The sequence below is a fragment of the Actinosynnema sp. ALI-1.44 genome, from assembly GCF_001984155.1.
GTDB lineage: Bacteria > Actinomycetota > Actinomycetes > Mycobacteriales > Pseudonocardiaceae > Kibdelosporangium.
The window spans coordinates 267,518-293,653 of sequence record NZ_MTQO01000051.1; the positions used below are offsets into that span (position 1 = coordinate 267,518).

A 26,136-nucleotide genomic window follows, 5' to 3' on the forward strand; every position below is an offset into this window, starting at 1 on the left:
GACACGATGATTCCGTTGTCGTTCGCGCAACGGCGGTTATGGTTCCTGAACAGACTGGAAGGCCCCAACCCGACCTACAACATCCCAGGAGCGCTGCGCCTGCTGGGGCCGCTGGACCGGCAGGCGATGGCCGGCGCACTGGCCGATGTCGTCCACCGGCATGCGTCCCTACGAACGGTGTTCCCTGACATCGAGGGAGAGCCTTACCAGCGCGTACTGACTCCCGAGGAAGCCGGTGTGGATCTGGAGATCGCCGAATGCGATCCCGGCGGTTTGGCCGCGGCGGTGCAGCGGGCCGCGAACCGTGTCTTCGACCTGGCAGGCTCCCAGCCCCTCATCCGCGTCACGCTGTTCGCCGTCGGCCCGGACGAGCACGTGCTGATGATCGTGATGCACCACATCGTGGGGGACGGCTGGTCGACGGCTCCGCTGCTGCGTGACATCGGCTTCGCCTACGAGGCGCGATCCCAGGGTAGGCAACCGAAGTGGGAACCGCTCCCGGTTCGGTACGTCGACTACACCTTGTGGCAGGCCGAACTGCTGGGCGAGGCAGGCGACCCCGGCAGCGTGCTGGCGGGCCAGCTGGCCTTCTGGGCCAAGGAGCTGGCGGGCGCACCACAGTGCCTGCCGCTGCCCACCGACCGGCCCCGACCCCTGTTCGCCACCCACCGCGGTGATGCCGTTTCGTTCACTGTGGACGCTGGGCTGCACGCGCGCCTCATCGAGCTGGCCCGCGCGAACGGCGCGACGCTGTTCATGGTGCTGCACGCCGGATTGGCCGTGCTGCTGAGCAGGTGGGGCGCGGGCGAGGACATAGCGGTCGGGTCGCCGCTGTCCGGACGCATCGACAAGGCTTTGGACAACTTGGTGGGCTTCTTCGTCAACACGGTCGTCGTGCGCACCGACCTCACCGGGAATCCGAGCTTCGCCGAACTGCTCGGCCGGACGCGCGAGACGGTGCTGACGGTGCTGGAGAACCAGGACGCGCCGTTCGAGCTGGTGGTCGAACACCTCAACCCGGAGCGGTCGCCGGGACGCAACCCGCTCTTCCAAGTCATGCTGAACTTCCTGCGGATGCCGGTGGTGACGGACCTGGTGCCCGGCCTGCGCGCCGAGACGGTCAGCGCGCGCACGTCGACCGCCAAGGTCGACCTGACTTTCACCTTGGGCGAGTGCTTCGGTCTCGACGGCCGTCCTGCCGGGCTGACCGGCATCCTCACGTACGCACTCGATCTGTTCGACCGGGAAAGCGTGGAGGCGTTGGCGGCGGGCTTGGTGCGGGTGTTGGAGGAGGTGGTGGCGGCGCCGGACCTGCCGGTGGGCAGGGTGGATGTTCTGGCGCCTGGTCAGCGGCGGGCATTGCTGGAGCTTGGCGTGGGCGAAGCTGTCGACGTGGTACCGGAATTGGTGCCGGAGTTGTTCGCGGCGCGGGCGGCTGCGGATCCGGACTCGACCGCGTTGGTGTGTGGTGGCGTGACGATGTCGTTCGGAGAGCTGAGCTGCCGGGTGAACCAGGTGGCGCGGTGGTTGGTCGCGGCTGGGGTGGGTCCGGGAGATCCGGTGGCCGTGATGCTGCCCCGGTCGGTGGATTCGGTGGCGGCGATGCTGGGGGTGTTGGCCGCAGGCGCGATGTACGTCCCGATTGATCTGTCGTATCCGGCCGATCGGGTGCGGTACATGCTGGCGGACGCGGCTGCGCACGTGGTGATCACCACCGCCGAGTTGGCAGGTCTGCCGGACGGTCCGACCGGCGTTGAAGAACGTCGGGAGACGGCCCCGTCGGACCCGGCGTACATGATCTACACCTCTGGGTCGACGGGGCGGCCGAAGGGCGTGGTGGTCACCCATCAGGGCCTGGCCAACCTGGTGGCCTTCGAACACCGCGAGATGGTCGAACCCGCCGGGCAGCGGCTGCGCGTGGGTCTGGTGACCGCGCTGTCGTTCGACGCGTCCTGGAACATCGTCCTGTGGCTGCTGGCCGGTCACGAGTTGCACGTGCTGGACGACGACGTCCGCCGCGACGCGCACGCGCTCGTGGAGTACATCGGCGAGCACCGGGTGGACGTGGTGGAGGTCAGTCCCTCCTACGCCGAGCAGTTGGTGGCAGACGGGCTGTTCGCGGGAGAACACCGGCCGTCGACGCTGATCCTGGGCGGTGAGGCGGTCGGCGCCGGGTTGTGGGACCGGGTCAGCCGCGCTGAGGGCGTGACGGGCTGGAACTTGTACGGCCCCACCGAATGCACGGTCGTTTCCGCGGCTGCCCAGATCGAAGGTGACCGACCGGTGATCGGGCGACCTGTGCCGGGGAGCCGGGTGTACGTGCTGGACGAGTGGCTGTGCCCGGTCCCGGTGGGCGTGCCTGGTGCGTTGTACGTAGCCGGTGCGCAGGTCAGCCGAGGGTACTGGGGCCGGGCGGATCTGACCGCGGAACGGTTCGTGGCGGACCCCTTCGGCGCCCCAGGCGAGAGGATGTACCGCACCGGGGACCTGGTGCGGTGGACGCGCGAAGGTGTGCTGGATTTCCTTGGCCGGGCGGACGATCAGGTGAAGGTTCGGGGGTTCCGGATCGAGCCGGGCGAGGTGGCCGCGGTGCTCGCGGAGAGCCCACTGGTCAGGACCGCGGCCGTGGTGTCCAAAGCGGGCGCACTGGTCGCTTATCTGGTCCCCGAGGACGGTACGCTCGATGAAGGCGAGGTGCGCCGTCATGCCATGACCAGGCTCCCGGACTACATGATCCCGTCGGCGTTCGTGGTGTTGGACGCGCTTCCGTTGAGTCCCAACGGCAAACTCGACCACACCGCACTGCCCGACCCCGAGCGCGCCGCACCGGGCCGCGCCGCCCGTACGGCCCGCGAGGAAGGGCTCTGCTGCCTGTTCGCCGAGGTTCTCGGTCTGGACTCGGTGGGCGCCGACGACAACTTCTTCGCGCTCGGCGGCCACTCGCTGCTGGCCACCAAGCTCGTCAGCCGGATCCGCGCGACCTTGGGGACGGACCTGTCAGTCCGGATGTTCCTGCAGGCACCGACCGTCACCGGGGTCATCGAATCGCTCACGGCAGACCCCGCGGCGCAGGCACGAATCGACGCGGTGCTGCCGATCCGGACGTCGGGCGATCAGGTGCCGCTGTTCTGCGTACACCCGGTGTCCGGTGTGGCCTGGTGCTATGCCGGTCTGCAGCGGCACCTGCCCCCCGACGTGCCCATCTACGGCCTTCAGGTGGACACGTCCGACGAGTCGGCGTGGCCGCGTGACCTCGCGGAGCTCACCGCGAGCTACGCCGACCGGATCCGCGCGATTCAGCCGACCGGCCCGTACCGCCTCCTCGGCTGGTCGCTGGGCGGGACCATCGCACACGCCGTCGCCGGTCGGTTGCAGCGCGAGGGTGAGCGCGTGGAGTTCCTGGCCCTGCTCGATTCCTATCCCACCAACCAGCAACTCCAGGACATGGATCCCGCCGCCGTGATCGACGCGACCGAGCTGGCGATTCTTCTCACCATGGCCCAGGATCTCGGCCTTGAGGTCGAAACCGCGGACGATCCGCGGTCGAGGCGGCGGATGAGACGGGCCGTGGCCGACGGCTTCGGCCTGCCCGAGCAGACCATGGCCGACCTGCCGCGTGCCACCGCGAACCTCATCCGCATCGTCCAGGGCGGCGAACACCCTGTTTTCCACGGGGATGTCGTCTTCGTCCGTGCGGCGCACAACAGCTCCGGCACAGGTGACCCGGCGCGACTCTGGGAGCCGTACGTCAGCGGGACCATCGACCGCCAAACTGTCGGCTGTGGACACTTCGAGATGATGAAACCGGGTCCGGCGGCGGACATCGGATCCCTGCTCTCAGCAAGAATCGGGGCCTGATGACTACGGAAACCGCCGCGACCGGCGGCAAGCTGCGCAGCAGGGACTTCCGGCTCCTGTGGGCAGGAGAGTCCATCAGCAAGACAGGCGCCGCTGTCACGACCTTCGCGCTGCCCGTGGTGGCGGTGCAAACCCTGGGCGCCAGCACTTTCATGGTGGCTGTGCTCAACGCCATGAGCTGGCTGCCGTGGGTGCTGATCGGGTTGCAGGCGGGAGCGTGGGCCGATCGCCGCACCCAGCGGACGCTGATGATCGGCTGCCAGCTCGTTTCGGCGGTCCTGATCGTGAGCGTCCCGGTGCTGGCCGGGTTCGACGCCCTGACCATGTGGTACGTCCTCGTGATCGCGTTCGCGGCCGGGTGCTCGACCGTCATCTTCACCGCGTCGTACAACGTCTATCTGCCTTTCCTGGTCGAGAAGGACGAGCTGGTCGCGGCCAACTCGCGCCTGATGGGCAGCGAACAGGCGGCCAACATCGCGGGCCCGGGGATAGGCGGACTGATCACCCAGGTCTCCTCTGCCGTCGTCGGGCTGGTCGTCGACGCGCTCAGCTTCCTGCTCAGCGCTTTCTGCCTGTGGTCCATCCGGGCGCGGGAACCGTCCGCTCGGCCGGACGGCCGCGTGGACGAACCGCGAACCACGTTCCGGGCCGACATCCGGGCGGCGATGCGTTTCGTGGTGCGGGATCCTTATCTGGGTGTCATCACCGCGAACAGCGCCTGCACCAACCTGCTCGTCAGCGGTATCCAGGCGCTGGTCGTGGTGTTCCTGATCCGGAGCGAAGGGCTCAGCCCCTGGGCGGTCGGCGCCACCACGATCGTGATCAGCGTCGGCGGACTGCTCGGTGCCATCATCGCGGGCAAGGTCAGCCGCAGGCTGGGTACCGCCCGGACCCTGCTGCTGCTCCCGGTGACCGACTGTTTCCTGCTGCTCTTCCCGCTCGCAGGCCCTGGGGTTCTGTTGATGATCGCACTCGCCGGAACCCTGGTGTGGGCGACCGGCGTTGTCGTACGAAACGTGACCGCGGGCGCGTTCCGGCAGGCCTACTGCCCACCCGGGATGCGCGGCCGTGTGGCCATGACGATGCGGTTCATCACCTTCGGCGTCTGGCCGCTGGGCAGCCTCCTTGGCGGCGTGCTCGGCACGGTCTTCGACCTCCGGACGGCGCTGTTCATCCTCACCGCCGCCAACATCGTCGTCGACGTCCTGTTGTTCATCGGTCCGATGAAGTACAGCAGAGATCTCCCCACCGAGGCCGCGGCATCCCGGTAGGAAAGTGGCAGCCAGTCAGGTCAGCTCCATGTCAGCGTCGGCTGCGATGATGATGAAAGTTCCGAATTGCAATTGATAAATGCCACCGCATCGACGGGAGGGCATTACCCGTGATCGTCGTGAAATGGTTCAGAGAACGCAAGGTGGGGCAATGAGCGTGCGCGGAATTCGAAGGTGGGCGGCACTGGCCGCGGTCGGTGGCATGGTGGTGGTCCAGGCGGTGGGGTCGTCGACGTCCTACGCCACGGACGAGGTGGCGCGGGGGTGGGCGACGAGCGCCGTGATGAACACAGCGTCCTCGGCCACACCGTTCCAGCAGAACCTGCAGGCCTGGCCGACCATGGCGGTCGACCCGGTCAACACGAACGTCATCGCGGCGACCGCGAACGATCTGGTGGACATGCAGCAGTGCTCGAAGCAGGCCGCCACCACCGGAGCGGGCTGCGGCCTGCCGGCAGCCGACCCCCAGCTGGGCGGGGCGACCAACCGCGGTGTGGGTTTCAGCGGGGTGTATTTCTCGTTCGACCGCGGCAACCGCTGGACTCAGCCCACCTATCAGGGGTTGACCGCGGCCGGGTGTGACCCGAACGCGGAACCGTGCACGGCCAAACCGGGGCCGATTCACACAGTCCCCAACTACTACGAGAACGGGTTGCGGACCCGCGGTGGCTCCTCCGTGGCTTTCGGCCCGGCATTCCGGAACGGCAAGCCCTCCTGGGAGAACGGCTCGCGCCTGTATCTGTCCTCGGTCTCCGGGAACCTGACGAACACGGCGATCGAGCCGGGCCGTCTCGACTCGAGCAGGGCCGTGACGGTCTCGAGTATCGACAACCCGACGCCCGCCAGGGTGGCCGACCAGACGAACTGGTCGAAGCCGGCCATCGTGCCGGAGCGCACACCTGCCGTGTCGAACCCGACCGCGGACGTCGTCTGGGCCGACAACGCCAGCAGCAGCCGCTACTTCGGCAACGTCTACACGTGCTACAACGACTTCCTGTGGCCGTTGGTCCCGGGAAGCGTCGGGCCCCTCCAGCCCACGGTCGGTGTGTCCAGCGACGGCGGTCAGACGTGGAAGACCCACAACATCGCCCCGCCGGTCAACTCGCCCAGCGAAGGCCATCGTCTGTTCTGCACGATCCGCACGGACAGCCGCGGCGTGGTGTACGCGTTCTTCAACCATTTCTCGGGTGTGTTCCCCTCGTTCGAACCAGAGGGCGCGCAATCCATCATGAAGTCCTTCGACGGCGGCGCCACGTGGACGGAGCCGGTCGATTTCATCCGGATCAACACCGGCTGCTACTACGCGGACAGGGTCAGTGATCGCTGCACCGGGGAAGGACCGGGCGGGTCCGCGCACGAACCCCAGCCCACCGTGAGCATCGCCAACGGTGCCCCCACCGGCGCCGACGCCACGGACGAGATCGTGTTCGCCTGGAGCGACGGCCGGTACGGCAAGGACAACCAGGTGGCCCTCCTGTCCTATTCGAGGGACCGCGGCAAGAGCTGGTCCAAACCTGCGAAGGTGTCACGGCCGGGTGAGCGGGTGTTGTACACATCGGTCGCCATCGCGCCCGACGCTTCCCGCGTGTACGTGACGTACAACGCCTTCAGCACGCCGTTCAGAACAACCACGGCACAGCCACGGATGTTGCACGGGGTCCTGCGGTCGGCGGCGATCGGCTGGGGCGGTGCGCCGGTCGGCTGGACCACGAACCACGTGGGCCGCAGCGGTGACGCGCGGGGCACCAGCCTCGGCGTCTGGAACTTCTCCGAGTTCCTCGGCTTCGGCGTCTCGGCCATCGCCACTCGCCGCTACGGGGCCGGAGCCTGGACCGACGTGTCCCGAACGGCGAACTGCCCGGCCATCGACACGTGGCGGCAGGCATCCATGGACGCCGACAAGGTGCTCACCCCGGCGCCCTGGCCGTTAGCCGACTGTCCCGCCAACTTCGGCAACTCCGACATCGTGAGCGCGACAACCGCTCGCTGGTAGCTGCTCGCCGATGAGAACCACCGTCCGTTCGACCCGAACGGACGGTGGTTCTCTGGTTTCGGCGGTCAGTGGGGACGGTTCGGCGAGGCAACGGCCAGCTGGTGGATGAGATCGGCCAGGGCTTGCAGCGTGGGACAACTCGCGGCTTGCACAGTGCCGGCCATGGCGGACAGGCCGTGCCGCTCGAGTGCCGTCGCGACGAGTTCGTCGTAGGAAAGCGAATCGACGCCGAGGTCGGTCGTGAGATCGGCCTCGGCGGTGATCTTGTCCATCGGGATCTCGGCGACATCCGCGCAGATCCGCCGCAGTTGCTCGACAAGGTCCTGGGAAGCGGGCACAGGTGTGTCGGTCGTCAGGAGTTGTTCCAGTCTCCTCAGTGCCTCGTCGGCCGCTCGTCCTGTCTCCAGGTCGTCGGGCGCGGCCGCGCACGCGCCGAGCATCTCGACGACTTCCTGCCCGGCCACGGCGATCTCGTCCGGCATCTTGTTCCTCCTTAGACGGCGTTGCAGGACCGGAAGACGTGCACCAGCGCCGGGATGCTGGCACCGTGCTGGAAAGCGATGTACTCGGGCAGAACGACGTCCTGCTTCCACTTGTCCTTGTAGGCGAACTGGGTCTGCGCCGGGTAGATGTGCCCGCCGTTGGCCCAGAGTTCGTGCATGAGCCAGCCGAAGGCGCGGCTGTGACCGGGCAGCTCGTGTTCGGTCGACAGGCCGGAGAAGGGCGTGTATCCGAAGTGGAGCCACGGCACTTCCTCCGAACGGAACTTCTCGATGGCCGCCTTGTTGATGGCTTCCATGACGCCGGGAGGCGAATCCGGTTGGCGGCGGCTGAGGTCGTGCATCCACCCTGGCCGCGACCCGTAGACCGGTGAGTACGAGATGTAGCCCGTCAGCTGGTCGCCGTGTGTGCCGACGAAAAGCCGGCGCAGGTGTTGGTACCGCCCGCCCAACTGGCCGACGAGGAACTCCAGCGGCCTGGGACTGCCCTTGGCGCCCAGCCATCCCGCGTCCAGGTCCTTGATCGCGGTGTGCCAGCTGTCGAGCGGAACCTCGCTGACCGTCATCCCACTTCGGATCGCCCGGGTGATCTTGTTGCGCAGCTGCATGAACGCCGTTCCGCGCAGGCTGAACGTGTCCAGCTTGAGCGCGTAGGACCCGCCTATCTGGTTGACGGTGAAGCCCGCGTCCAGGTACTCGGGTGCGTCGGCTCCCTGCAGCTGGATGGTCACGATCTCCTTGTCCTGCGCGGCGGCCATGTCGAGAAAGGCGCGCAGCAGGCGGGGCCGTGCCTCCTTGGGCGCGAACGGGCCGCCGAACTGCACCAGGTACCGGCCGGTGGGCCGGTACACGATCACGCCGGGCGTGTCCGGCAGGTACAGGTAGCTGTTGCCCTCGTTCACCGCGAGGAACGAGCTGGGATTGTCCGCGTCCGGGTACCGCTGGATGGCGTCCAGGGCGATGTCCGATTCGGTAAGCGTTTCGATCATCCTGTTGCCCCATTCTTGGCATAGCCATTCTCACGTCTGTTATTGCATGTGATGACGCGGATTTCAAGGCCAGGAACGGTCAGGTACGAGTCAGCCATAGATCAGAGTCGTCTGCCATGATGGTTTCAGCACAGCGAAGGACAACACAAAACCGAACACCATGGAGAGGTTCCCACAGCGGCCTAATGGGGTCCGGCGTCAGCCGGTCAGGCACCTGGTGCCTACGCAGGTTCGAATCCTGCCCTCTCCGCTACGACAAACCGACAAAGCTGCGCTGGCAGCCGTTGTACCGAGGAGTCGTACCCGATCTCATGACCACGAACTTATCGGCTACCTTACACGCCCCCGATCAAGTGTCCCTTGTTCCGGCGGGCAGGAAAGCCGGCGATCCGATACCGGTTTCCGCCGTCGGCGAATGGCTGGCGGCTCTGTTGCGGGATCTGCCCAAGCCGAGCGAACACCGGCTCGCCGCGGAGTACACCCGGGCGATCACCGACTTCTGCCTGGAGAGGTGGCGGGTCGCCAGTTCGGCCGTAGCGCCGTCCGTCGAGGAAGCCGGTGCGGAGTTCCGCAGCGCCATGATCAGCGCAGGCGACCTCTCCAACCGCCAGGTGGACCAGCTGTGCGACCGGACGTTCGGCACCCAGAACGACCTGCCTGCCTGGCTGTGCGACACCACCGAGCGGTTCCTCGCCCTCATCAGGCCGTGGACCCCTGTCTGGTACGGCTTCACGAACTGGGCGTTGCGGTGGTGCAGGCAGAACTCGATCGAGACCCTGGTCTTCCTCGCTCGCGACGCGTTGCCGTTCTTCGTCGCGGCGACCGCCATGGAACAAGGGCGGCACCTGCACCTGGCACACGTGTCGAGGGCTATTCGGGCGAACGCGCTGACATTGAGCTCGGTTCTCCGGCAGCCGTCCATCGCGCTCATCGACTCCGGCTGCTACGGGACGTGCATCAACGACCTGCGGCAGCGCAGGCAGATCACTTTCGGCGACCACGAGCCCGACGGCCTCGCCACCCTGCTCTACTACAGCCGGAATCCCCAGCTTTTCGGTTATCTGAACTACGCCATGTGTCAGGACATGCTCTCCAGCCCGGAGACCATGGACAACGCCGGCGAGTTCGTCATCTACGCGGGTGATCTGCTGGAGGCTTTGCCCAAGCCGTACCAGTACACCGCCAACGATCCGACCGCGGTGATGCCGAGCGACCTCGTCAGCTTCACCATATCCATAGCCGCGCTGAGCGAGATAAGCAGCATTGCGCGGGCGAGCACGTTCCTCGAACCGGAGCGGCTGACCGACGCCCGCGAGCAGATACAGCCGCTGTACCGGAACTACCAACTCGCTGCGCACCGCGACGAACTCCGGAACGGTCTCCTCTTCGACGGCCCGGCGCCCAAGAGCCTGCCGGTTCCCGGCGCCCTCTCCGGCATCGACTTCCTGGAGATCGCGCCGCAGAGCCACATATTCGGCACGGTCAGCGGCTGATTCCCGTGCCACCGCGACCACGAGAGGAGCTGTTTCCGCGATGCCATTTCCGGCCAGTTCTCCGACGCTGCTCCCGGCAAGCGCAACGCTGCGCTTCCTGAAATCCCGCCACCAGGGACCGGGCCGGTACCTGGAAGCCCGCGAGGACGAGCCGACTCTGGAGGCACTCCGGTGGGCGGCCGAGATCACCGCGATCCTGTCCGGCGAGCCGGTCACTCCGGCCCCGTTCATCGACGACTGCCGCCGGCCGGGCGGTACGTTCGCCATGACGGCCGCCGACCCGGAGCCGTCGCGTGCCGCGAGTTACTACGCGGTGCGCGCGCTCACGCTTTCGGGCAGGCGCAACGACATTCCTGGTGACCTCGCGGCCTGGTTCGTCAGCGAGCTCGCCGAGCCTGGCCTGCCTGCCACCTCCGACATCGACGAGTTGTTCTACGTCCTGCGCGCACTCGAGCAACTGGGTGCGCTCGACCAGTTCACGCCTGCGGTGTCCGCGTCACTCGTCCAGTTCATCCGGGACTGCAGGAACAGCGACGGCGGCTACGCGGGCATGCCAGGCCCGCCCTCGGACACCGAGCACACCTACTGTGCTGTCTGCAGCTTGGCGCTCCTGGGGCAGCCCCTCAGCGCCACCGAGAGCCGTGCCACCGCCGAATGGCTCCGAGCGCGGTTCGACACGCCATCCGGGCTCGCGACACTCACCACGGCCGACGACACCCCGTCACTCGCCTGCTCCTACTGGGGTTTCCGGGCGGGCGAGGTGCTGAACTCCACGGTGTGGACAGATCGTCTCGGGTCGGCGGTGCACGGATTCGGCCAGCCCGAAGGCGGCTACGGGGCACGGTCGTACGCCACGTTGTGGGAGTCGTACTGCGCGCTCCGTGTCGTGTCGACGTTGCCCACGATGGGTCGGGGCGACCGATGACGCTGTCGCGACTGTCGGATGTCATCACCGGCAACACGAGACGGGGAGACCTCGCGGTCGGGATGTATCTCGTGCCCGGTTTCCCGTCGTGGAGCGCGAGCCTGGAAGCGCTCGAACTGTGTGTGCGCCACGATGTGGACTTCATCGAGTTCCCGGCGATCACGGATCCACAGTGGTCAGCCAGGACCGGCCAGCTGATCGCCAGGGCACTGCGGGACGCCGAGCCCGGCTCCGAGACCCAACGGCTCCACTGGCTGTTGCGCGCCCCCGTGCGGGTGGCCATCGTCTACGGCTCCGCGTGGCCCTCGCCCGATGTCTGGACGGCGCCACCCGAACTGCGTGCCGGAGTCTCCGGCTACCTGTTCGAGACCGATCCGCCGGACGTCACGGACTACGCCCTGGCCGCCGCCGAGGACCGCGCGGTCGTCATCCCGGCGGTGGGCGCCACCGCCGCCGACCTGTCCGACGGCGACCGGCACGTCATCTCCCAAGGCGGCGGTTTCGTCTACACGTCCATGGGGTCGAAGACCGGAGCCAGGGATGCCTCCCTCACCGACCTCCAGCGCAAGCGGTCACAGATCCAGGCGATCCGCCCGGATCTGCCGGTCTGTGCCGCCTTCGGCATCAACGAGGCCGCCGACGTCGAGGAACTGCGCGGCAGCGGCGGCTGCGACGGGGTCATCATCGGCACCGCGGCCGTGGCCAAGCTGGAAGAGGGAACGTCGGTGTTCGCCGGGTGGCTCAAGGGGATCATGGCGGCGGCGAAGTGAACGGGCCATCCATGCACACCCTGGACCACAGGCTGGCCCGGCGAGTCTTCGACGAGTGCCTGCGGCAGTTGAGCCTCGACGAGGTTCCGCTGAAGACCGGGGGTGACCGGGAGCGGCTCGTGGAGAAGCTGGCCGGGCTCATCAAACCGGGCGGCAACGACCCCGAGGCGGTCCTGTCGGTGTTCCTCCGGGACATCGCGCCTGCCATCATCGCGTGCGACACCCCGCGTTTCATGGCTTTCGTGTCGTGTGTGCCGTCGAAGACGTCGATTCTCATCGACGTCCTGGTTTCCTGTTTCGCGTTGCACGGCATCTCCTGGCTCGAGGCCGCGGGGCCGGTCGCCGCGGAGAACCAGGCGCTGCGAGTCCTGGCCGACGCCGCCGGGCTGCCCGCGAGCGCGGGTGGTTGTTTCGTGTCCGGCGGATCGAGCGGCAACCTGTCGGCGCTTCTGGTCGCGCGCGACACCGGCCTGAGCCGTCGCGGTGGGCATGGCACGCGGCCGAAGGTGGCGGTCACGGCGGACACCCATAGCTCGGTGGGCAAGGCGTTGCACCTCCTGGGCATGGAACCGTTGCTGGTGCCGACGCCTGACCACCGGATGACGGCACAGGCGTTGCGGCAGACCCTGGCCCGCGAGCGGCACAGCAACGACGTCGTGGCCGTGGTCGCCACCGCGGGCACCACGAACGCCGGCCTGCTCGACGATCTGGCCGGGATAGCGGGCGTCGCCCGGCAGGAGGGGCTGTGGATGCACGTCGACGCGGCCTACGGCGGCGCAGGCATCTTCGCTCCGTCGGTGCGCGAACTCTTCAACGGCGTCGAACAAGCCGACTCCCTGGTCATCGATCCGCACAAATGGCTCTTCTCGCCGTTCGACTGCGCGGCACTGCTCTACCGCGATCCGCCGACAGCACAAGCGGTGCACACGCAGCGAGCGTCCTATCTGGACGCCATCCACGACGACGACGGCGACGTGTGGAACCCGAGCGACTACGCGTACCACCTGACTCGCCGGTCCCGTGGCCTGCCCTTGTGGTTCGGGCTGGCGGTCCACGGGACCGACGGGTACCGGGACGGCATCGAGAACACGCTCACCATGGCCCGCTACGCGGCGGACCGCATCAACGCGACCGAGGGCCTGACGTTGGTCTGCGAGCCGGAGCTCTCGGTGGTCCTGTTCCGGCGGGACCAGTGGGGTTGCGACGACTACGACAGCTGGTCGGACAGGCTGCTGGCTGAGCAGATCGCGTTCGTGCTGCCGACCACGTGGCAGGGCGAGCCGGTGGCCCGGCTCTGTTTCGTGCACCCGGACACGACCAAGCAGTTGGTCGACGAAGTGATCGCCACGATCGACCCGGCACAGGACGCCGACCACGTCCGACGACACGAACACGCACACTGACAACGAAACACTGTGGCGAAACACTGTGGCCGGCGCCCGATCTGGGCGCCGGCCACAGTGCTGTGTGCGGACCTTATTCCTTGACCGGCTGCGGCAGCGCGTCGACGACGATCACCTGGTCGGGCACCCGGTCCTCGGGCAGGCGGGCGGAAAGCCAGTCGGCCACGTCCTCGGCCTTGATCTCCTGCGCGTTGCCCGCGGCGGCCACCACTGTCCGCGGGTCGTTCTCGTACCCCGGCCGGATGGCGTAGACGGCATAACGGCCGGTGTCGCGCAGCATCTCCTCGATCTCCACCTTGACGTGGAATCCTTCGTCCTCGAGCCGCTGGGTGACCTGCGCGACCCTGCCTTCGGTCGGCGAGTCCGCCTCGTCGTGGACTTCCATGCTGATCTGCTGGATCAGCGGCCAGTGGTGGTCGGCGATTCCCTTGAGCACGTCGTATTCGGCGCGTTGGACGTCGATCTTGAGCAGGTCGATGCCGCTCACCCCGGCCTCGTCGATCACGTCGGAGATCCTGCGGAGCCTGCACTGGCACTCGACGAACTCGAAGTCCTTCGCCGCCAGCGCCTCGACCTCGGCCAGGTGTTCGGCGCGGTCCGGCGGCCCGGTCCTGCGCTCGTTCGCGACGTACAGGTTGATCAGGTCGACCTCGTTGTCCCAGTTGATGTAGTCGTGCCGGGTCGACATGATCGAGATGTTCGGGTAGTAGTAGAACGTCACGTCCTGGTCGCGATCGGACAGTCCGATGTTGAACGGCCGCACGACGAGGCCGCGCTCGTCGACGTTGCGCACGAGCTTGGCGAACACCTCGGGAACCGGTTCGAACGCGTACACCTGGGCCGACGGGCAGCGCGCACCGACGAAGAGGCTGAACATCCCGATGTTCGCGCCGACGTCGAACACGACGGCGTCCTGCCGGAGCACGATTCCACCGCGCAGGTAGACCTCGTCGACGAAGATCTCGTCGTGCAGGAATCGCGTCTCGGCCATGTTCATGACCGCCAGTTCGGCGAGTACTCCGGTGTCGGCGGTGACGGAATGCGTGCCCCACGGCAGCACCCGTGCCACCAACCGGCCGTCGTCATCGCGGAGAACCTGAGCTCGCGCTATGCCGGGATAACAACGCAGCGCCTCCTCGATTTCGGTCTCGATCTGGAGTGGCGGCCTGTTCTGGATGGTCATAGGCGTTCCTCACGTCGTGCCTTGCCGCGGTATTGGACGTATGTCGTCTCCATCTTGTCAGGCCCGTTCGACCGCCTGCTGACATTTCGCTGACCGGCCGGATGTGTGAAAGTTCCGTGAATGTGCATACCCGCCCGGACAATTGCATCCGGCCGGGATGCCTGTCAGCATATAGGGAACGAAACCGGCGAAAGGACGTAAATGTCCAGAGCCGTGCCGTACCGCTTCGTGGCACCGGGGGTGCGCTGATGGACGACGCGATCCTGATCGGTGCGGACGGAGTCCGCCGGTGCGCCTGGAGCTTCTCGACGCCCGAACACCAGTCCTATCACGACAGGGAGTGGGGGCGACCGGTCGGCTGCGACGAGCTGGTCTTCGAGAAGCTGTGCATCGAGGGGTTCCGCAGCGGCTCGTCCTGGCTGTCGATCATGCGCAGGCGGGAGGAGTTCCGCAGGGCCTTCGCCGGCTTCGACCCCTCGGCGGTGGCTCGGTTCACCCACACCGACGTCACGCGGCTGCTCGCGGATTCGACGATCGCGCGGCACCGGGGCAGGATTCTGGCCACCATCGGCAACGCCAGGGCAGCTGCGCGCCTCTGGGAGCAGGGCGTGTCACTGGCGGGTCTGCTGTGGAGCTTCGAGGCACCGGCGTGCGCCCCACCCACGACCGCACTGCCGGTGTCCACACCGGGGTCGGAGGCCCTCGCCCGTGAACTGCGCAGGCGTGGTTTCCGTTTCGTCGGGCCGACGACCGCGTATGCCGCGATGCAGTCGCTCGGCGTCGTGAACGACCACGTCGACGGCTGTCGCTTCTGGGTGGTCTGCGAAGACGAACGGCGCGCGTTCACCAGGCCGCTCTGAGCGCGGATCCGCCATCCGTTCGGAGTCAGCCCGGTGTCAGAGGCGGCTGCGATTATGGTCGGAGAACAATGCGATTCTCCGCATCGCCCCGAACTATCGAACCCGAAACAGATGGGAAACTGTTTATGCGCTCCCTTGATGAGGCGCGTAATGTGTGCGAGCGCTACCACCCGGGCATGTGCGCCACGCTCGCGGACATTCCGTTGGCCGAACGCGAGGCGCCAGGCGGGCCGGTTCTCGACATATTCCGCAAGTTCGGCGGACCCGGGTTGATGGTCCCGGCCGAATACGGCGGTAGGGGAGTGGGCGCGCTCGACGCGGCACGCGTCGTGCGGGCGATGGCGTCCTACTCGCCGTCGCTGGGTGCCGCGACCACCATGCACCACTACACGGTGGCGACACTGTTCGCGCTCGCCCAACGCGCCGGGCGGCTGACCGCCGCACAGTTGGAGCTCCTGGCCGATATCGCACCGAGCAACCTCCTCGTGGCGTCGGGCTGGGCCGAAGGCAGTCCAGGGGCCAACATCGTCGTCCCGGCGGCGACCGCCCGTCCCGTGGACGGCGGCTACCTGGTCAACGGCGGGAAGAAACCGTGCAGCCTCTCCCGGTCGATGGACGTGCTCACGGCCAGTGCCGCGGTGCCGGTCGACGGGACCCACACGCTCGCGTTGCTGCTCATCCCGGCGAGCTCGCCGGGTGTCACCGTGGAGAAGTTCTGGCTCAGCAACGTGCTGGCAGGGGCGGAAAGCGACGAGGTCAGGCTCACCGACGTGTTCGTGCCCGCCGACCTGGTGATCCGGACCGAGCCCGACGCCCCCGACCGGCTCGACGACCTGCAGACGATCGGGTTCGCCTGGTTCGAGATGCTGGCGACCTCGGTGTACGTGGGCACCACGAGCGCACTGGTCGAGCAGGCGCTGGCCAAGGGCCGGGGGAGCGTGACCGACCGGGCGCAGGCCGCGATCCAGCTCGAGTCCGCGGTGGCACTGGTCGAGAACGCCGCGCGGGCGATCGGCGACGGGCTCTCGGGCGACGCCGCCGTCTCGGCGGTCCTGGTGGCCAGGTACGCGGCTCAGCAGGCGCTCAGGCAGGCCGCGGACATGGCGGCGGAACTCCTCGGCGGGATCGCGTTCATCCGATCGCCCGATATCGCCTACCTCGTCGCCGCTGTCCGCGCGTTGGCCTACCACCCACCGTCGCGCACCTCGATGGCGGAGGCGCTGGTCGACTACCTCACCGGTCTGCCGCTGCGGCTGACCTGACCGAACAAACCCACTCGCCACAGAGGATTCCGCCATGGACATGAAGAATCCGTTCGAGAGCCCGACCACGTTCCGGCTCCACCGGGCCGAGTACCTGGTCGGCTGGATCGTCTGCACAGCGCTGATCATTCTGCACTGGAACGAGATCCGGCTGCTCCCGGCGATCATCCTGTTCGCCTACATCGACCTGATCGGGTACATCCCCGGTGCGATCGCGTTCCGGCGCAGCCCGGACGGCCGGATCTCGAAGAACTACTACATCGCCTACAACGTCATGCACAGCATGATCACGCAGGGCGCGGTCATCGCGATCTGGGGATTCACGATCGGCTGGGAGTGGGCGCTGATCGTGATCCCGTGGCACCTCTTCGCCGACCGCGGGGTGTACGGCAACTTCCTCAAGCCGTTCCGCCTGCCGTTCGAGCCGCACCCGGCGCCCGGCTACCAGCGGCTGATGGACGAACTGTCCGCCGCAACCCCCGCGACGACCGGTGATCGGACCCCGGAAGCCGCCCGGGTGTCCGGCACATGACCACGCACATGACTGCGCCGATGACCGCGGACGATCTCAATGTGATGCTGCGCCAGGCGGTTCGCCGACTCACGACCGGTGTCGCGGTGGTGACCGTCTGGCACGGCGACGTCGTGCACGGCACCACGGTCTCGTCGGTCGCCGCGGTGTCGCGGGAGCCGCTGCTGCTTGGCGTGTGCCTGCGCGAGAAGTCGGGCATCACCCAGGTCATGGCGGAGGCGGGGCGTTTCGCGGTGAACGTGCTGTCCGCACGGCAATCGGCGCTCGCCGGTTGGTTCGCGGATCCCGGACGGCCGCACGGGCTGGCCCAGTTCGACCCCGTCGACTGGGAACCCGACGCGTTCAGCGGAGCGCCGTGGATCGCCGGTTCGCTGGCGTCGCTCGGCTGTCATCTCACCGCGACTGTCCCAGCCGGTGACCACAAGTTGCTGCTGGGCAAGGTCGTCACCGCCCGCGACGGGGAAGGCGGCCCGCTGCTGCACTTCGCCGGACGGCTGCACGACGGAACGCTCCGCGCACTGCCCAAGCAAAACCCTTCGCTGCCCGGCCATGTCGCCGCGCTGGGCCGGTCATAGGAAGAACAGGAAGGTTCGGCATGACGCATTCGATTCCACGGGAAGCCGATTTCGACTTGGCACCGTCCATGCTCGACGGCGCGATGACCCTCAACATGACCACGCGCGACTGCGATCTCGTGTACTGGCTGACCGCCGTCGCCCAGGGCACCCTCAAAGGACGGGCCGTCACCGGCCACGCGGAAACGGCGCCCACACCCGAGTTCATGCGCGAACCAGGCCCGTTGCGCGAGGCACTGATCCTCGAACTGGGGTGGCGTTCGGTCGCCGAGGAGCGGGCGGTTCGGACGCTGTCGTACTTCGTGGCCGACGCGCCGGGAATCCCGGAGATGGAGTTCTTCGCGACGCAGGTGCTGGACGAGGCAAGGCACTCGCAGATCTTCCGCGACCACCTCGTCGAACTCGGCGTGCCCGCGGACCAGCTGCTTGAGACCATCGCGGAGATGTCAGCCGAGTACACCGCCGAGGTGCTCACCCCCATCGAGGAGTTCGTGGTCCGCACCATTCGCGACGAAGGCGACTTCGTCGGTGCCGTCGCGGCCTTCACGATCGTGGTGGAAGGAGTGCTGGCGCCCGCCGCGGAGCTCAGCGAACGCAAGTGGGACCGGCTCGACCCGGCCGCGGGCGAGATCGCCCGTGGCGCGGGGATCGACGAGATCCGGCATCTGACGGTCGGCAGTTCGATCGTGCGCGAGCACCTCATCCGGCACCCGGAGTACCGGTCGCGGGTGCTGGACATCGTGACGGAGGGCCGCAAGCTCTGGGACGAGGTGCCTGTCCTGAAGTACGTGCTGCGCCGCGAGAACCTCTTCCAGGAAGGCATGCAGGACCACGTCGACCTGCTCGACGGCTACGAGGTGTTCCCCGGCCGCGAGTTGTTGGACACCTCCCCGATGGAACGCTACGACATCGCGGAACGGTGGACCGACGAGATGTCCGAGGCTCGACTGCGCTACATGGACCTGGAGGAGGCGACGGCGATCCTCGCGACCAACAGCCGTTCCTGACGCCCGGTCGATCGTGCCGACGAAGGCGGGAACCGCGCCTTCGTCGGCATCGTGTTCACACAGCAGACCTGTCGTGCTGACGTGCAACGCCGCGGAACCGGCCGCGATGTGGGAGCTCGCCGCGGCGCAGCAGCCGATGCCGACCTGGACCGGGGTTCTCACCGCGCGGCGGTCTCGACGTACCCGCCACCTCAACAGGTGACAGCGGCTCGACGGAAGAGTGGAACTCAGCCTCGATGCTGGCGTGGTCGCGGCCCGTCCAGCGACGATGAGCGGCGGACAAGGGAGAACCATGCTCATCGAGGACGGCAGCGAAGCACTTCCGGACCAGCCCACAGTGGACGACATCTACGGCTACGCGTTCCGCGCGGGTGAAGAGGCGGGCGGACGCCCGGGTGTGGCCAGGCTGATCTACGAGTTCTCCACCGGTGCACTGGTCAGTGAGGACGTGACGCGGTACTTCGCCGATCAGGAGTACTGGTGGCCGGGTGACGTCCTGGCCTGCGGGCAAGCCGCAGGGCGGGTGCTTGTCGTCGGTTGTGGCGTGGGGCGGCACGCCACAGCCGTCGCGCAGGCCGGTCACGACGTCGTCGGGCTCGACCCCTCGTCCCAGGCCGTCGCCGTGGCCCGCCGCCGCGGTGTGGACGCACGGATCGGCGGGATACCCGACCTGCCAGATGGATTGGGCACCTTCGACACGTTCTTGTTCGCCGGTGGTGGATTGTTCCTGCTGAGTGGACCGAACGGGCAGAAGGCGCTTCGTGCGCTCGCCGAGGTCGCCAACCGCGGAGCGCGGATCGTCGGCACCAACGTCATCCCGTTCGTCGATGAGACCGGCACGTCCACACGAGACTCCTCGCGACAGGCCGGTCCCGTGCGCCACCGCATGCGCGTCAAGCACGGCTCGCGTCTCACAGCTTGGAGCCGGTGGGAACCGATCGACCGGCCGACCATGGCGCAGCTGGAGATCTCGGCCAGGGACACCGGCTGGAGCATTGAGGAAACCCACCGAACGGTGTCGCCGTTCGCGCCCGAGCTCGAACACACGACCAACTCGGCCGGGATCGGCGATGACGTGATGGAAACCGGGTCGGTCGCCGTGGTCATGGTCAGGATGCGGCTCGTCGGCTGACAGGCGTGGGCTGACGAAGGCGCGCGTCGCCCGTTCCAGCCGGGGTGCCGGGAACGAACAGTGATCAGTCCTTGGGCAGGCATGCCCGGATGGCCAGGACGAGGGTGTCGACGATGTGGTCGAAGAACTCGTCCGGTGTCGGCTTCACCGTCTCCCGCACAGCCTCGGTCAGGTGCGGGACGCGTACGTCCGGCTGGTCGGCCAGCCACTGCTCGGGGACCGGCGACCCGTCCGCGTCCCGGTAGTCGACCAGCAGCGCGAAGCCGAACAGCTTCAGACCCAGTTCGGCGTGCGTCCGCAGTGCGTCGAGCGGGCTCAACCCGATGCCCCGCAACAGTCCGAGGAAGGCGTCCGGGTTGCGCAGCCGGGCCGGGTGGATCCCGCGTGGACGGACGTCCTCGTCCAGCGAGACCAGCAGGGCACGGGGAAACCGCCGGTACAGCGACCGCATCTGCGCGCAGTACGCGCGCACGCTGTCCTCCCAGTGGTCCACGTCCAACTCGGGCGACTGCCAGTACGACATCAACAGCTGGGTGGCGAGTTCCACCACTTGTGTGCGGTCGTCGACGTAGTTGTACAGCGCCCGGACCGTGACGCCCAGGTCCGCGGCCAGCCTGCGCATGGTGACGGCGGGGAACCCCTCGGCGCCTGCCAGGTGCAGCGCTCGTTCGGCGATCAGGTCGCGGGTCAGCGTCGGGCGGCCCTTGCGGGTCGCCGGGCGGCGCCTGGTGGTGGTCATCGGTGTCAGCCTAGCGGTCTTGAACTTCACACACTGTTGACTTTAACGGCGGGCTGCGCCAACCTGCGTGGGGTAATCCTCGTCCTGCCTGGGAGTGTCGTGGCTCAGAAGTCGGAAGCGTCCGCGGAGGTGCCGTTCACCGGCCAAGCACGCGCCATCCTCGCGTTGGTCATCGCAGGTTCGCTGCTGGTGGTCATCGACATCGTGATCGTCGCCGTCGGGCTGCCCGGCATCCAGGCCGAACTCGGCGGCTCGCTGTCGAGCACCCAATGGGTGATCGTCGCCTACACGGTGACCATGGGTGCCGTCACCCAAGTGGTCGGCAGCCTGTCGGACCGGCTCGGCAGGCGACGGGTGTACCTGACCGGCATCGTGCTGTTCACCTTGTCCTCCCTGGCTTGCGGTCTCGCGCCCACGGTGGTGTTCCTCGACATGGCGCGCGGCCTGCAGGGCATCGGTGGCGCGATCCTGATGGCCAACAGCCTGCCGCTGATCTCGCACGCGTTCGAGGGGCAGCGCCGCAACATGGCGATCGCGACATGGTCGACGGCGGCGACGGCCGCGGGCCTGGTGGCGCCGGTGGCCGGGGGCGTCCTGGTCGACGTGCTCGACTGGCGGGCCATGTTCCTGGTCAACGTCCCGATCGGGATCGTCGCGTTCGTCATGGCGGCGTCCCGGCTGCCGTCCCCGCCGCGGCCGGACGGGCCACGTCCGCCGATCGACTGGCTGGGCACCGTGCTGCTGATCCTGTCGCTCGGCGTCGGCAACTTCGCACTGCTGCGCGGCGAGGACCAGGGCTGGGGTTCGGCGCGCACCGTCGTCCAGTTCGGACTCGCCGTGGTGCTGTTCATCGCCTTCTCGGTCGTCCAGTCGCGGGTCACGGCGCCGACGCTGGACCTGTCGCTGTTCAGGGTGCCCGCGTTCACCGGTGCCGCGCTGGCGATCTTCATGTCCCGCGTGCTCACCATCGGTGGAACTGTCTACTTCGTCCAGTACTTCCACGGTTCACTGCACCTGACGCCGACCGAGAGCGGACTGATGCTCGTGCCCGGCGCGATCGCCCAGATGGGCGCGGGCATGCTCGCGGGGAAGCTGCAGGCCCGGCTCGCGCCGGGCCCGATCATCGCGACCGGGTACACGATCAAGGCGATCGCGGCCGCGTGGCTCGGCTTCGCCTTCAGTCCGACGGTGAGCCCGTGGTTGCTGGCGGTGCCGTTGCTGATCTGGGGCCTCGGCGGCGGCATCGCCGGTGCTCCGGTCATGTCGGTGGCGATGAACGTGGTGGACAAGCAACGAGCGGGAATGGTGGGCGGGACCGTCACAAGCCTCGCGTCGATCGGTGGCGGCGTGGGCACGGCCGTGCTCGGTGTGCTCTACAAGGCGCAGACGGGATCCGTCGTCGCCGTCGACCCGGCCATCACGGGGCCCGCTCGTGACGCGATGGTCGACGCCGCCGCCAAGGGCGATGTCCAGGCCGTGCTCGACCTGGCCCCGGCGGACACCAAAGCGGCCGTGCAGTCCGTGCTCGACCGGGCGATCGCGGAAGGTGGCTCGGCGGTCTTGTTGTCCTCGGCGGCAATGGCGGTCGCCACGACTCTGGTCGTGCTTGTGCTGATCAACACCCGCAACGTGCCCGGCCCGAACCGCGATCCGAATCCGGAATCCGGATGACGTGCGGGCAGGAAACGCCCACGTTCCACTGGATTCTTATCAGGCAGCGGTGGCCCGTTGTTAGCGTTTCACCGCGAGCGGCTCAGTGCTCGCTGATCCATGTGCGCTGAGCGGATGCTGTTGCCTGAATGGAGGACTGTCGTTGTGATTACCAGGCGGACTCTGCTGCGGACTGGCGCTTCGGCGGCGATTGTGACTGCGGGTGCGGGCACCACCGGTGTGGTCGCCACGGCCGCGATGGGACGTTCGCGCAGTGACTGGGAACGGCTGCGGCAGGCGATCCAGGGTGACGTGGTGCTTGCCGGTGACGTCGGCTACGACCGTGCCAGGGAGTCGGGTTTCTCCCAGTTCGACGGCATCCGGCCGCAGGCTGTCGTGTATTGCGAGACGGCGCAGGATGTTTCCGCCGTCGTGCGGTTCGGGCGGGACCACGACCTGCCGACTTCGGTGCGCAGTGGCGGGCACAGTTTCGGCGGCTATTCCACGAGCAGCGGGTTGATCCTGGACGTCTCCCGGCTCAACCAGATCTCGTTCGGCACCCAGACGGTCACGGTCGGCCCGGGGACCCAGCAGGTCGACGCGCTGGCCACGATGGCACCTCGCGGGATCTCGCTGGTCGGTGGACTGTGCCCCACTGTGTGCGCGGGCGGGTTCGTGCAGGGTGGTGGCATCGGGTGGGGGACGCGCAAGTTCGGGATGGCCGCCGACCACCTGGTCGCCGCCGACGTGGTGCTCGCGGACGGCAGGCTCGTGCGGGCGTCCGAGCGGCAGCACCCCGACCTGTTCTGGGCGCTGCGCGGTGGTGGCGGCGGGAACTTCGGTGTGGTCACGAACTACCAGGTGCGCCCGGTGCGAACGTCGAGCATGGTGAACTACAACCTCTCGTGGTCGTGGGCGAACGCCGCCGCCGTGATCGGGGCGTGGCAGAACTGGGTGATCGGCGGCGACCGGAACCTCGGCGCCGAGATGGCGTTGATCTGGCCCGACGCGGGCACGGGAGAACCCCAGCTCATCGTGTACGGCGGGTATTTCGGCGCGAAGGACGCGCTGGAACGGCTGCTCGGCTCGCTCGTGTCGGCCGTCGGCGTCGCACCGGCCACGAAGGACGTCAAGGAACTGTCCTACAAGGACGCCATGATGACCTGGTACGGCTGCGGCAGCTACACCGTCGACGAGTGCCACCGGATCGGCTACCTGCCCGACGCCAAGGTCCCGCGGCAGGTGTTCTTCCTCGACCGCAACCGGTACACCTCCCGCGCCGTCCCCGCCAACGGCGTGAACGACCTGCTGTCGGCGTTCACCGACCGGCCGAAGGCCGGTCAGTTCCGTGTGCTGGCGCTGTTCGCGGCCGGTGGTGCCGCCAATGACGTGTCCCGTGGCGCCACCGCTTTCGTGCACCGCACCTCCGAGATCTTCGTCCACTACGCCGCCGCGCTGAACGATCCCGCCGCGACCGAGGCGGACAAGTCGGCGATGCACGACTGGATCGCGAGCGCGTTCGCGGTGGCGGACCGGTACTCCAACGGCGAGAGCTACCAGAACTTCATCGACCCGCGGTTGCAGGACTGGAAGTCCGCCTACTACGGCGAGAACTACCGCCGGCTGGCAGCGGTGAAACACACCTACGACCCGGACCGGTTCTTCCGCTTCGCCCAGGCGATCCGCTGAACCGCGCCCCCGCCGGGGAAGCCCCACCCGGCGGGGGCGCGGTTGTCCCGCGACCGCTCAGCTGCCGAGCCAGTCCGTCTCGGCGGCGAGCGAGGTGGTGTGCGACCGCGGCCGGTAGGACGAGTCCAGCCAGATCAGGTCCCACTCGTTGATCCAGGCGCGCACGTACTGCCGCATGCGGTTGGAGCCGGAGCGGGGCAGGCCGGGGACGTCCGGCGGGTTCCAGTCGAACGCCGCCGCGTGCAGAGCCTTGATGCGTGTGTACGCCCGGTCCAGTTCGTCGTCGTCGGGCGGGGCCAGCAGCAGCATCCTGTCCTGGATGGCCGACATGCCCAGGTGCGCCTGCTTGGCCAGGTGCGCGGCTTCCGGTTTGCCCCGCGCGTTCAGCCGGGCGGGCAGGTGGTGGATCTCCTTCTTGCCGTGCAGGACGGCTGTGGGGAAGTCGTCGGTCAGGGCGAACACCGCGCCGATCGGCACACCCGTCTCCGGCTGGGTCGCGTCGCACCACCTGGCGACCTCGGCGTACGCCTTGGCCCGGCCGATCAGCGAGTACCTCGCGATCAGTTCCACCTCGTCGAACAGCACGATCCAGCCGCGGTAGCCCGCCGCGGTGATCAACCTGGCCACGAACCGCATCCGCTGCCTGGCGAGCTCGACGGGGGAGACGCGGCTGATGGTGAACGGCTCGCCGATCAGCTTCAGCTGCCGCCGCAGTTCCACGATGGACAGCGTGCTGCCCGACCAGAAGCGCACGATGGCGTCGACGAACTCGTCCCCCGAGTGCTTGAGCTTGGCGAACAGCAGCAGGGTCGCGGCGAACCTCGGGTCGAGACCGGACGACTGGCTGCCCGTCGAGACCACGAGCCGGGCGAACTGGGGGCTGTTCGGGTCGAGCGCGGCCGCGATGGCCTCGATCGCGGGCCCAGGGACGTCCGGCACGGTCGCGGAGTCCAACGCGGTCCACGCCACCTTGATCGGGTCGAAGAGCGGTGTCTCCTTGCTGACCACGACGTGGCTGACCACGAAACCGGAGCTGCCCGCCAGCAGACCGAGGTGCCGCAGCAGGTGGCTCTTGCCGGAGCCGAAGCCACCGCCGAGCAGCAGACCACCCGTGGTGCCCCCGGCGACGCGCCCGAGCAGACCGGTGAAGGTGTCCTCGATGTCGATCTGCGCGCTGCCCAGCGCGTGCACCGCGCTGAGGCTCGGCACTCCGGCTCGCAGCGCCTCGATGGCCTGCCGTTCCGGGGTGAATGTCTTACGCATGGCCTGCACCTCCTGCTCCAGATCCGGCTACCGTGAGATCCGGACCAGCGACCCGAGCGGGTTGGCCCGGTTCTGGTCGTAGACGTCGTCAGCCACGCGGAGGTAGAGCGCGTGGTACACGGGCAGGCCCCGCTGGACGTCCACGGACATCTGCCGCGGCATGCTGACCACCAGCAAAGTGGCGAACATGTCCTCGATCCCGTCGATGAACTGCCGCAGGATCTCGAAGGTGTCCAGTGCGGTGGCCTTGGTGTAGTAGAAGCCGCGGCGCAGCGCCGCCGGGGGGCGCCGGACGACCGCGATCCTCGTCAGGTCCAGTTCGACGACCATGCCGGTCATCCCGGCGAGCTGGACCCAGCTGGTCATCGAGTTGAACATGTACCGGGCGTGGTGGCGGCCGATGCGGCCGGAGAGGCCGACCGCGCGCAACTGGGCCACCGGCACGCTGTGGCCGTGCAGCCAGCGCACGACCACGTCGCGCTCCGAAGCCTCGTAGCCGGTCCAGTTCAGCAGGCTGTGGCAGAGCCGGAGGATGGCCGTGTCGAACTGGCGCATCAGGGTGGGCTCGTCGAGCACCCGTTGTTCGAGGCTGCGCCGCACGGTCCGGTACAGCTCGCCCGGGTGCACGCCGTTGGCGTCGGCGACCTGGCGGACCTGGACCGCCTCGGTCAGGGGCACCGATTCGCCCGCCGGGATGTGCAGCTCCTCGTAGGTGCGGTGCAGGAACCGCGCGGCCAGCCCCACCCAGTCGATCTGCCTGCAGGCGGCGAAGAACAGTTCGTCGATCAGTTGCATCCGGGTCTGGCCCGCGTCCAACCGGATGTGCAGGTAGCCGCTGTCGGTGGCGAGGTCGCCGAGCGCGCCGGAGAAGTACGACGCCGTGTCGTCGGTGTCGGTGACCACGAGCTTGACCGAGGACCCGCCCGCCGCGACGTAGGAGTACAGGTAGGCGTCCTGCAGGTGCTTGAGGTACTTGTTCGCCTCGAGGTCCGGCGCTCCGGCGGGCACTGTGGGATTGGTGGCCATTGGATTCACTCCCCGG

General features: G+C 68.0%; 21 protein-coding genes and 1 tRNA gene. 16 read left to right on the forward strand and 6 right to left on the reverse strand.

The window, feature by feature from the left end; genetic code table 11:
* Positions 1–6 precede the first annotated feature (6 nt).
* From ALI144C_RS36375 to ALI144C_RS36385, 3 genes are all read left to right on the forward strand, one after another.
* A complete protein-coding gene (locus ALI144C_RS36375) occupies positions 7–3,858 on the forward strand; it encodes a non-ribosomal peptide synthetase (protein WP_076991757.1) in 3,852 nt (1,283 codons plus the stop codon).
* Entirely contained in the window at positions 3,858–5,129 is a 1,272-nt protein-coding gene (locus tag ALI144C_RS36380) for an MFS transporter (RefSeq protein WP_076991758.1), read from the forward strand. Before ALI144C_RS36375 ends, ALI144C_RS36380 begins: the two co-directional genes overlap by 1 nt.
* A gap of 151 nt (positions 5,130–5,280) precedes the next feature.
* Positions 5,281–7,122: a sialidase family protein gene (locus ALI144C_RS36385; RefSeq protein ID WP_076991759.1), complete on the forward strand. Its 1,842-nt coding sequence runs from the start codon at positions 5,281–5,283 to the stop codon at positions 7,120–7,122.
* A gap of 65 nt (positions 7,123–7,187) precedes the next feature.
* On the opposite strand, the gene ALI144C_RS36390 is transcribed toward ALI144C_RS36385, so the two are convergent.
* Positions 7,188–7,604: an acyl carrier protein gene (locus ALI144C_RS36390; RefSeq protein WP_076991760.1), complete on the reverse strand. Its 417-nt coding sequence runs from the start codon at positions 7,602–7,604 to the stop codon at positions 7,188–7,190.
* Positions 7,605–7,615: 11 nt separating this feature from the next.
* Positions 7,616–8,611 carry a bifunctional lysylphosphatidylglycerol flippase/synthetase MprF gene (locus tag ALI144C_RS36395; RefSeq protein ID WP_076991761.1) on the reverse strand — a complete coding sequence of 332 codons (996 nt, stop codon included), beginning with the start codon at positions 8,609–8,611 and terminating at the stop codon, positions 7,616–7,618.
* 162 nt (positions 8,612–8,773) lie between these two features.
* Here ALI144C_RS36395 and ALI144C_RS55885 point away from each other — a divergent pair.
* The 5 genes from ALI144C_RS55885 (at position 8,774) to ALI144C_RS36415 (ending at position 13,202) form a co-directional block, all read left to right on the forward strand.
* Positions 8,774–8,861: transfer RNA gene (locus ALI144C_RS55885), tRNA-OTHER, on the forward strand.
* A 61-nt stretch (positions 8,862–8,922) separates the two neighbouring features.
* Positions 8,923–10,104, forward strand: coding sequence for a hypothetical protein (locus ALI144C_RS36400; RefSeq protein WP_143231079.1), 1,182 nt, complete (start codon positions 8,923–8,925; stop codon positions 10,102–10,104).
* Between the two features lie 40 nt (positions 10,105–10,144).
* Positions 10,145–11,029 (forward strand): prenyltransferase/squalene oxidase repeat-containing protein, encoded by an 885-nt coding sequence (locus ALI144C_RS36405; RefSeq protein WP_076991763.1) that lies wholly within the window; start codon positions 10,145–10,147, stop codon positions 11,027–11,029.
* A complete protein-coding gene (locus tag ALI144C_RS36410) occupies positions 11,026–11,799 on the forward strand; it encodes a tryptophan synthase subunit alpha (protein ID WP_076991764.1) in 774 nt (257 codons plus the stop codon). Before ALI144C_RS36405 ends, ALI144C_RS36410 begins: the two co-directional genes overlap by 4 nt.
* Before the next feature lie 11 nt (positions 11,800–11,810).
* Positions 11,811–13,202 carry a pyridoxal phosphate-dependent decarboxylase family protein gene (locus ALI144C_RS36415; RefSeq protein WP_076991765.1) on the forward strand — a complete coding sequence of 464 codons (1,392 nt, stop codon included), beginning with the start codon at positions 11,811–11,813 and terminating at the stop codon, positions 13,200–13,202.
* A 73-nt stretch (positions 13,203–13,275) separates the two neighbouring features.
* Here the strand turns inward: ALI144C_RS36415 and ALI144C_RS36420 are convergent, their stop codons facing one another.
* Positions 13,276–14,385, reverse strand: a complete 1,110-nt coding sequence (locus tag ALI144C_RS36420) for an FkbM family methyltransferase (protein WP_076991766.1) — start codon at positions 14,383–14,385, stop codon at positions 13,276–13,278.
* A gap of 248 nt (positions 14,386–14,633) precedes the next feature.
* On the opposite strand from ALI144C_RS36420, the gene ALI144C_RS36425 reads away from it, so the two are divergent.
* The 6 genes from ALI144C_RS36425 (at position 14,634) to ALI144C_RS36450 (ending at position 19,753) form a co-directional block, all read left to right on the forward strand.
* Positions 14,634–15,245 carry a DNA-3-methyladenine glycosylase I gene (locus ALI144C_RS36425; protein WP_076991767.1) on the forward strand — a complete coding sequence of 204 codons (612 nt, stop codon included), beginning with the start codon at positions 14,634–14,636 and terminating at the stop codon, positions 15,243–15,245.
* Positions 15,246–15,370: 125 nt separating this feature from the next.
* Positions 15,371–16,507 carry an acyl-CoA dehydrogenase family protein gene (locus tag ALI144C_RS36430; protein WP_076991768.1) on the forward strand — a complete coding sequence of 379 codons (1,137 nt, stop codon included), beginning with the start codon at positions 15,371–15,373 and terminating at the stop codon, positions 16,505–16,507.
* Between the two features lie 34 nt (positions 16,508–16,541).
* Positions 16,542–17,039, forward strand: coding sequence for a hypothetical protein (locus tag ALI144C_RS36435; RefSeq protein WP_076991769.1), 498 nt, complete (start codon positions 16,542–16,544; stop codon positions 17,037–17,039).
* Positions 17,036–17,614, forward strand: coding sequence for a flavin reductase family protein (locus ALI144C_RS36440; protein ID WP_083753696.1), 579 nt, complete (start codon positions 17,036–17,038; stop codon positions 17,612–17,614). The genes ALI144C_RS36435 and ALI144C_RS36440 overlap by 4 nt, the downstream gene beginning before the upstream one ends.
* A gap of 20 nt (positions 17,615–17,634) precedes the next feature.
* Positions 17,635–18,621 (forward strand): VlmB-like protein, encoded by a 987-nt coding sequence (locus ALI144C_RS36445; protein WP_076991770.1) that lies wholly within the window; start codon positions 17,635–17,637, stop codon positions 18,619–18,621.
* A 292-nt stretch (positions 18,622–18,913) separates the two neighbouring features.
* Positions 18,914–19,753 (forward strand): class I SAM-dependent methyltransferase, encoded by an 840-nt coding sequence (locus ALI144C_RS36450; protein ID WP_076991771.1) that lies wholly within the window; start codon positions 18,914–18,916, stop codon positions 19,751–19,753.
* Positions 19,754–19,817: 64 nt separating this feature from the next.
* On the opposite strand, the gene ALI144C_RS36455 is transcribed toward ALI144C_RS36450, so the two are convergent.
* On the reverse strand, positions 19,818–20,492 hold the full coding sequence (locus tag ALI144C_RS36455) for a TetR/AcrR family transcriptional regulator (RefSeq protein ID WP_076992044.1): 675 nt from the start codon (positions 20,490–20,492) through the stop codon (positions 19,818–19,820).
* A 99-nt stretch (positions 20,493–20,591) separates the two neighbouring features.
* Here ALI144C_RS36455 and ALI144C_RS36460 point away from each other — a divergent pair, with 99 nt between their 5' ends.
* Positions 20,592–22,163: a DHA2 family efflux MFS transporter permease subunit gene (locus ALI144C_RS36460; protein ID WP_237774494.1), complete on the forward strand. Its 1,572-nt coding sequence runs from the start codon at positions 20,592–20,594 to the stop codon at positions 22,161–22,163.
* A gap of 144 nt (positions 22,164–22,307) precedes the next feature.
* Positions 22,308–23,831 (forward strand): FAD-binding oxidoreductase, encoded by a 1,524-nt coding sequence (locus ALI144C_RS36465; RefSeq protein ID WP_076991772.1) that lies wholly within the window; start codon positions 22,308–22,310, stop codon positions 23,829–23,831.
* A gap of 57 nt (positions 23,832–23,888) precedes the next feature.
* Here the strand turns inward: ALI144C_RS36465 and ALI144C_RS36470 are convergent, their stop codons facing one another.
* On the reverse strand, positions 23,889–25,094 hold the full coding sequence (locus tag ALI144C_RS36470; protein WP_143231081.1) for a BREX system ATP-binding domain-containing protein: 1,206 nt from the start codon (positions 25,092–25,094) through the stop codon (positions 23,889–23,891).
* 27 nt (positions 25,095–25,121) lie between these two features.
* Positions 25,122–26,120: a BREX system ATP-binding domain-containing protein gene (locus ALI144C_RS36475; protein WP_076991774.1), complete on the reverse strand. Its 999-nt coding sequence runs from the start codon at positions 26,118–26,120 to the stop codon at positions 25,122–25,124.
* Positions 26,121–26,136: the final 16 nt, after the last annotated feature.

What these genes read in the sequence shown, in the direction of transcription:
- ALI144C_RS36390 (WP_076991760.1), bottom strand. Translation starts at nt 7,604, where the DNA reads ATGCCGGACGAGATCGCCGTGGCCGGGCAGGAAGTCGTCGAGATGCTC.
- ALI144C_RS36425 (WP_076991767.1), top strand. Translation starts at nt 14,634, where the DNA reads ATGGACGACGCGATCCTGATCGGTGCGGACGGAGTCCGCCGGTGCGCC.
- ALI144C_RS36430 (WP_076991768.1), top strand. Translation starts at nt 15,371, where the DNA reads ATGCGCTCCCTTGATGAGGCGCGTAATGTGTGCGAGCGCTACCACCCG.
- ALI144C_RS36455 (WP_076992044.1), bottom strand. Translation starts at nt 20,492, where the DNA reads ATGACCACCACCAGGCGCCGCCCGGCGACCCGCAAGGGCCGCCCGACG.
- ALI144C_RS36375 (WP_076991757.1), top strand. Translation starts at nt 7, where the DNA reads ATGATTCCGTTGTCGTTCGCGCAACGGCGGTTATGGTTCCTGAACAGA.
- ALI144C_RS36415 (WP_076991765.1), top strand. Translation starts at nt 11,811, where the DNA reads ATGCACACCCTGGACCACAGGCTGGCCCGGCGAGTCTTCGACGAGTGC.
- ALI144C_RS36385 (WP_076991759.1), top strand. Translation starts at nt 5,281, where the DNA reads ATGAGCGTGCGCGGAATTCGAAGGTGGGCGGCACTGGCCGCGGTCGGT.
- ALI144C_RS36445 (WP_076991770.1), top strand. Translation starts at nt 17,635, where the DNA reads ATGACGCATTCGATTCCACGGGAAGCCGATTTCGACTTGGCACCGTCC.
- ALI144C_RS36380 (WP_076991758.1), top strand. Translation starts at nt 3,858, where the DNA reads ATGACTACGGAAACCGCCGCGACCGGCGGCAAGCTGCGCAGCAGGGAC.
- ALI144C_RS36435 (WP_076991769.1), top strand. Translation starts at nt 16,542, where the DNA reads ATGGACATGAAGAATCCGTTCGAGAGCCCGACCACGTTCCGGCTCCAC.
- ALI144C_RS36410 (WP_076991764.1), top strand. Translation starts at nt 11,026, where the DNA reads ATGACGCTGTCGCGACTGTCGGATGTCATCACCGGCAACACGAGACGG.
- ALI144C_RS36400 (WP_143231079.1), top strand. Translation starts at nt 8,923, where the DNA reads ATGACCACGAACTTATCGGCTACCTTACACGCCCCCGATCAAGTGTCC.
- ALI144C_RS36420 (WP_076991766.1), bottom strand. Translation starts at nt 14,385, where the DNA reads ATGACCATCCAGAACAGGCCGCCACTCCAGATCGAGACCGAAATCGAG.
- ALI144C_RS36450 (WP_076991771.1), top strand. Translation starts at nt 18,914, where the DNA reads ATGCTCATCGAGGACGGCAGCGAAGCACTTCCGGACCAGCCCACAGTG.
- ALI144C_RS36395 (WP_076991761.1), bottom strand. Translation starts at nt 8,611, where the DNA reads ATGATCGAAACGCTTACCGAATCGGACATCGCCCTGGACGCCATCCAG.
- ALI144C_RS36475 (WP_076991774.1), bottom strand. Translation starts at nt 26,120, where the DNA reads ATGGCCACCAATCCCACAGTGCCCGCCGGAGCGCCGGACCTCGAGGCG.
- ALI144C_RS36405 (WP_076991763.1), top strand. Translation starts at nt 10,145, where the DNA reads ATGCCATTTCCGGCCAGTTCTCCGACGCTGCTCCCGGCAAGCGCAACG.
- ALI144C_RS36440 (WP_083753696.1), top strand. Translation starts at nt 17,036, where the DNA reads ATGACCACGCACATGACTGCGCCGATGACCGCGGACGATCTCAATGTG.
- ALI144C_RS36470 (WP_143231081.1), bottom strand. Translation starts at nt 25,094, where the DNA reads ATGCGTAAGACATTCACCCCGGAACGGCAGGCCATCGAGGCGCTGCGA.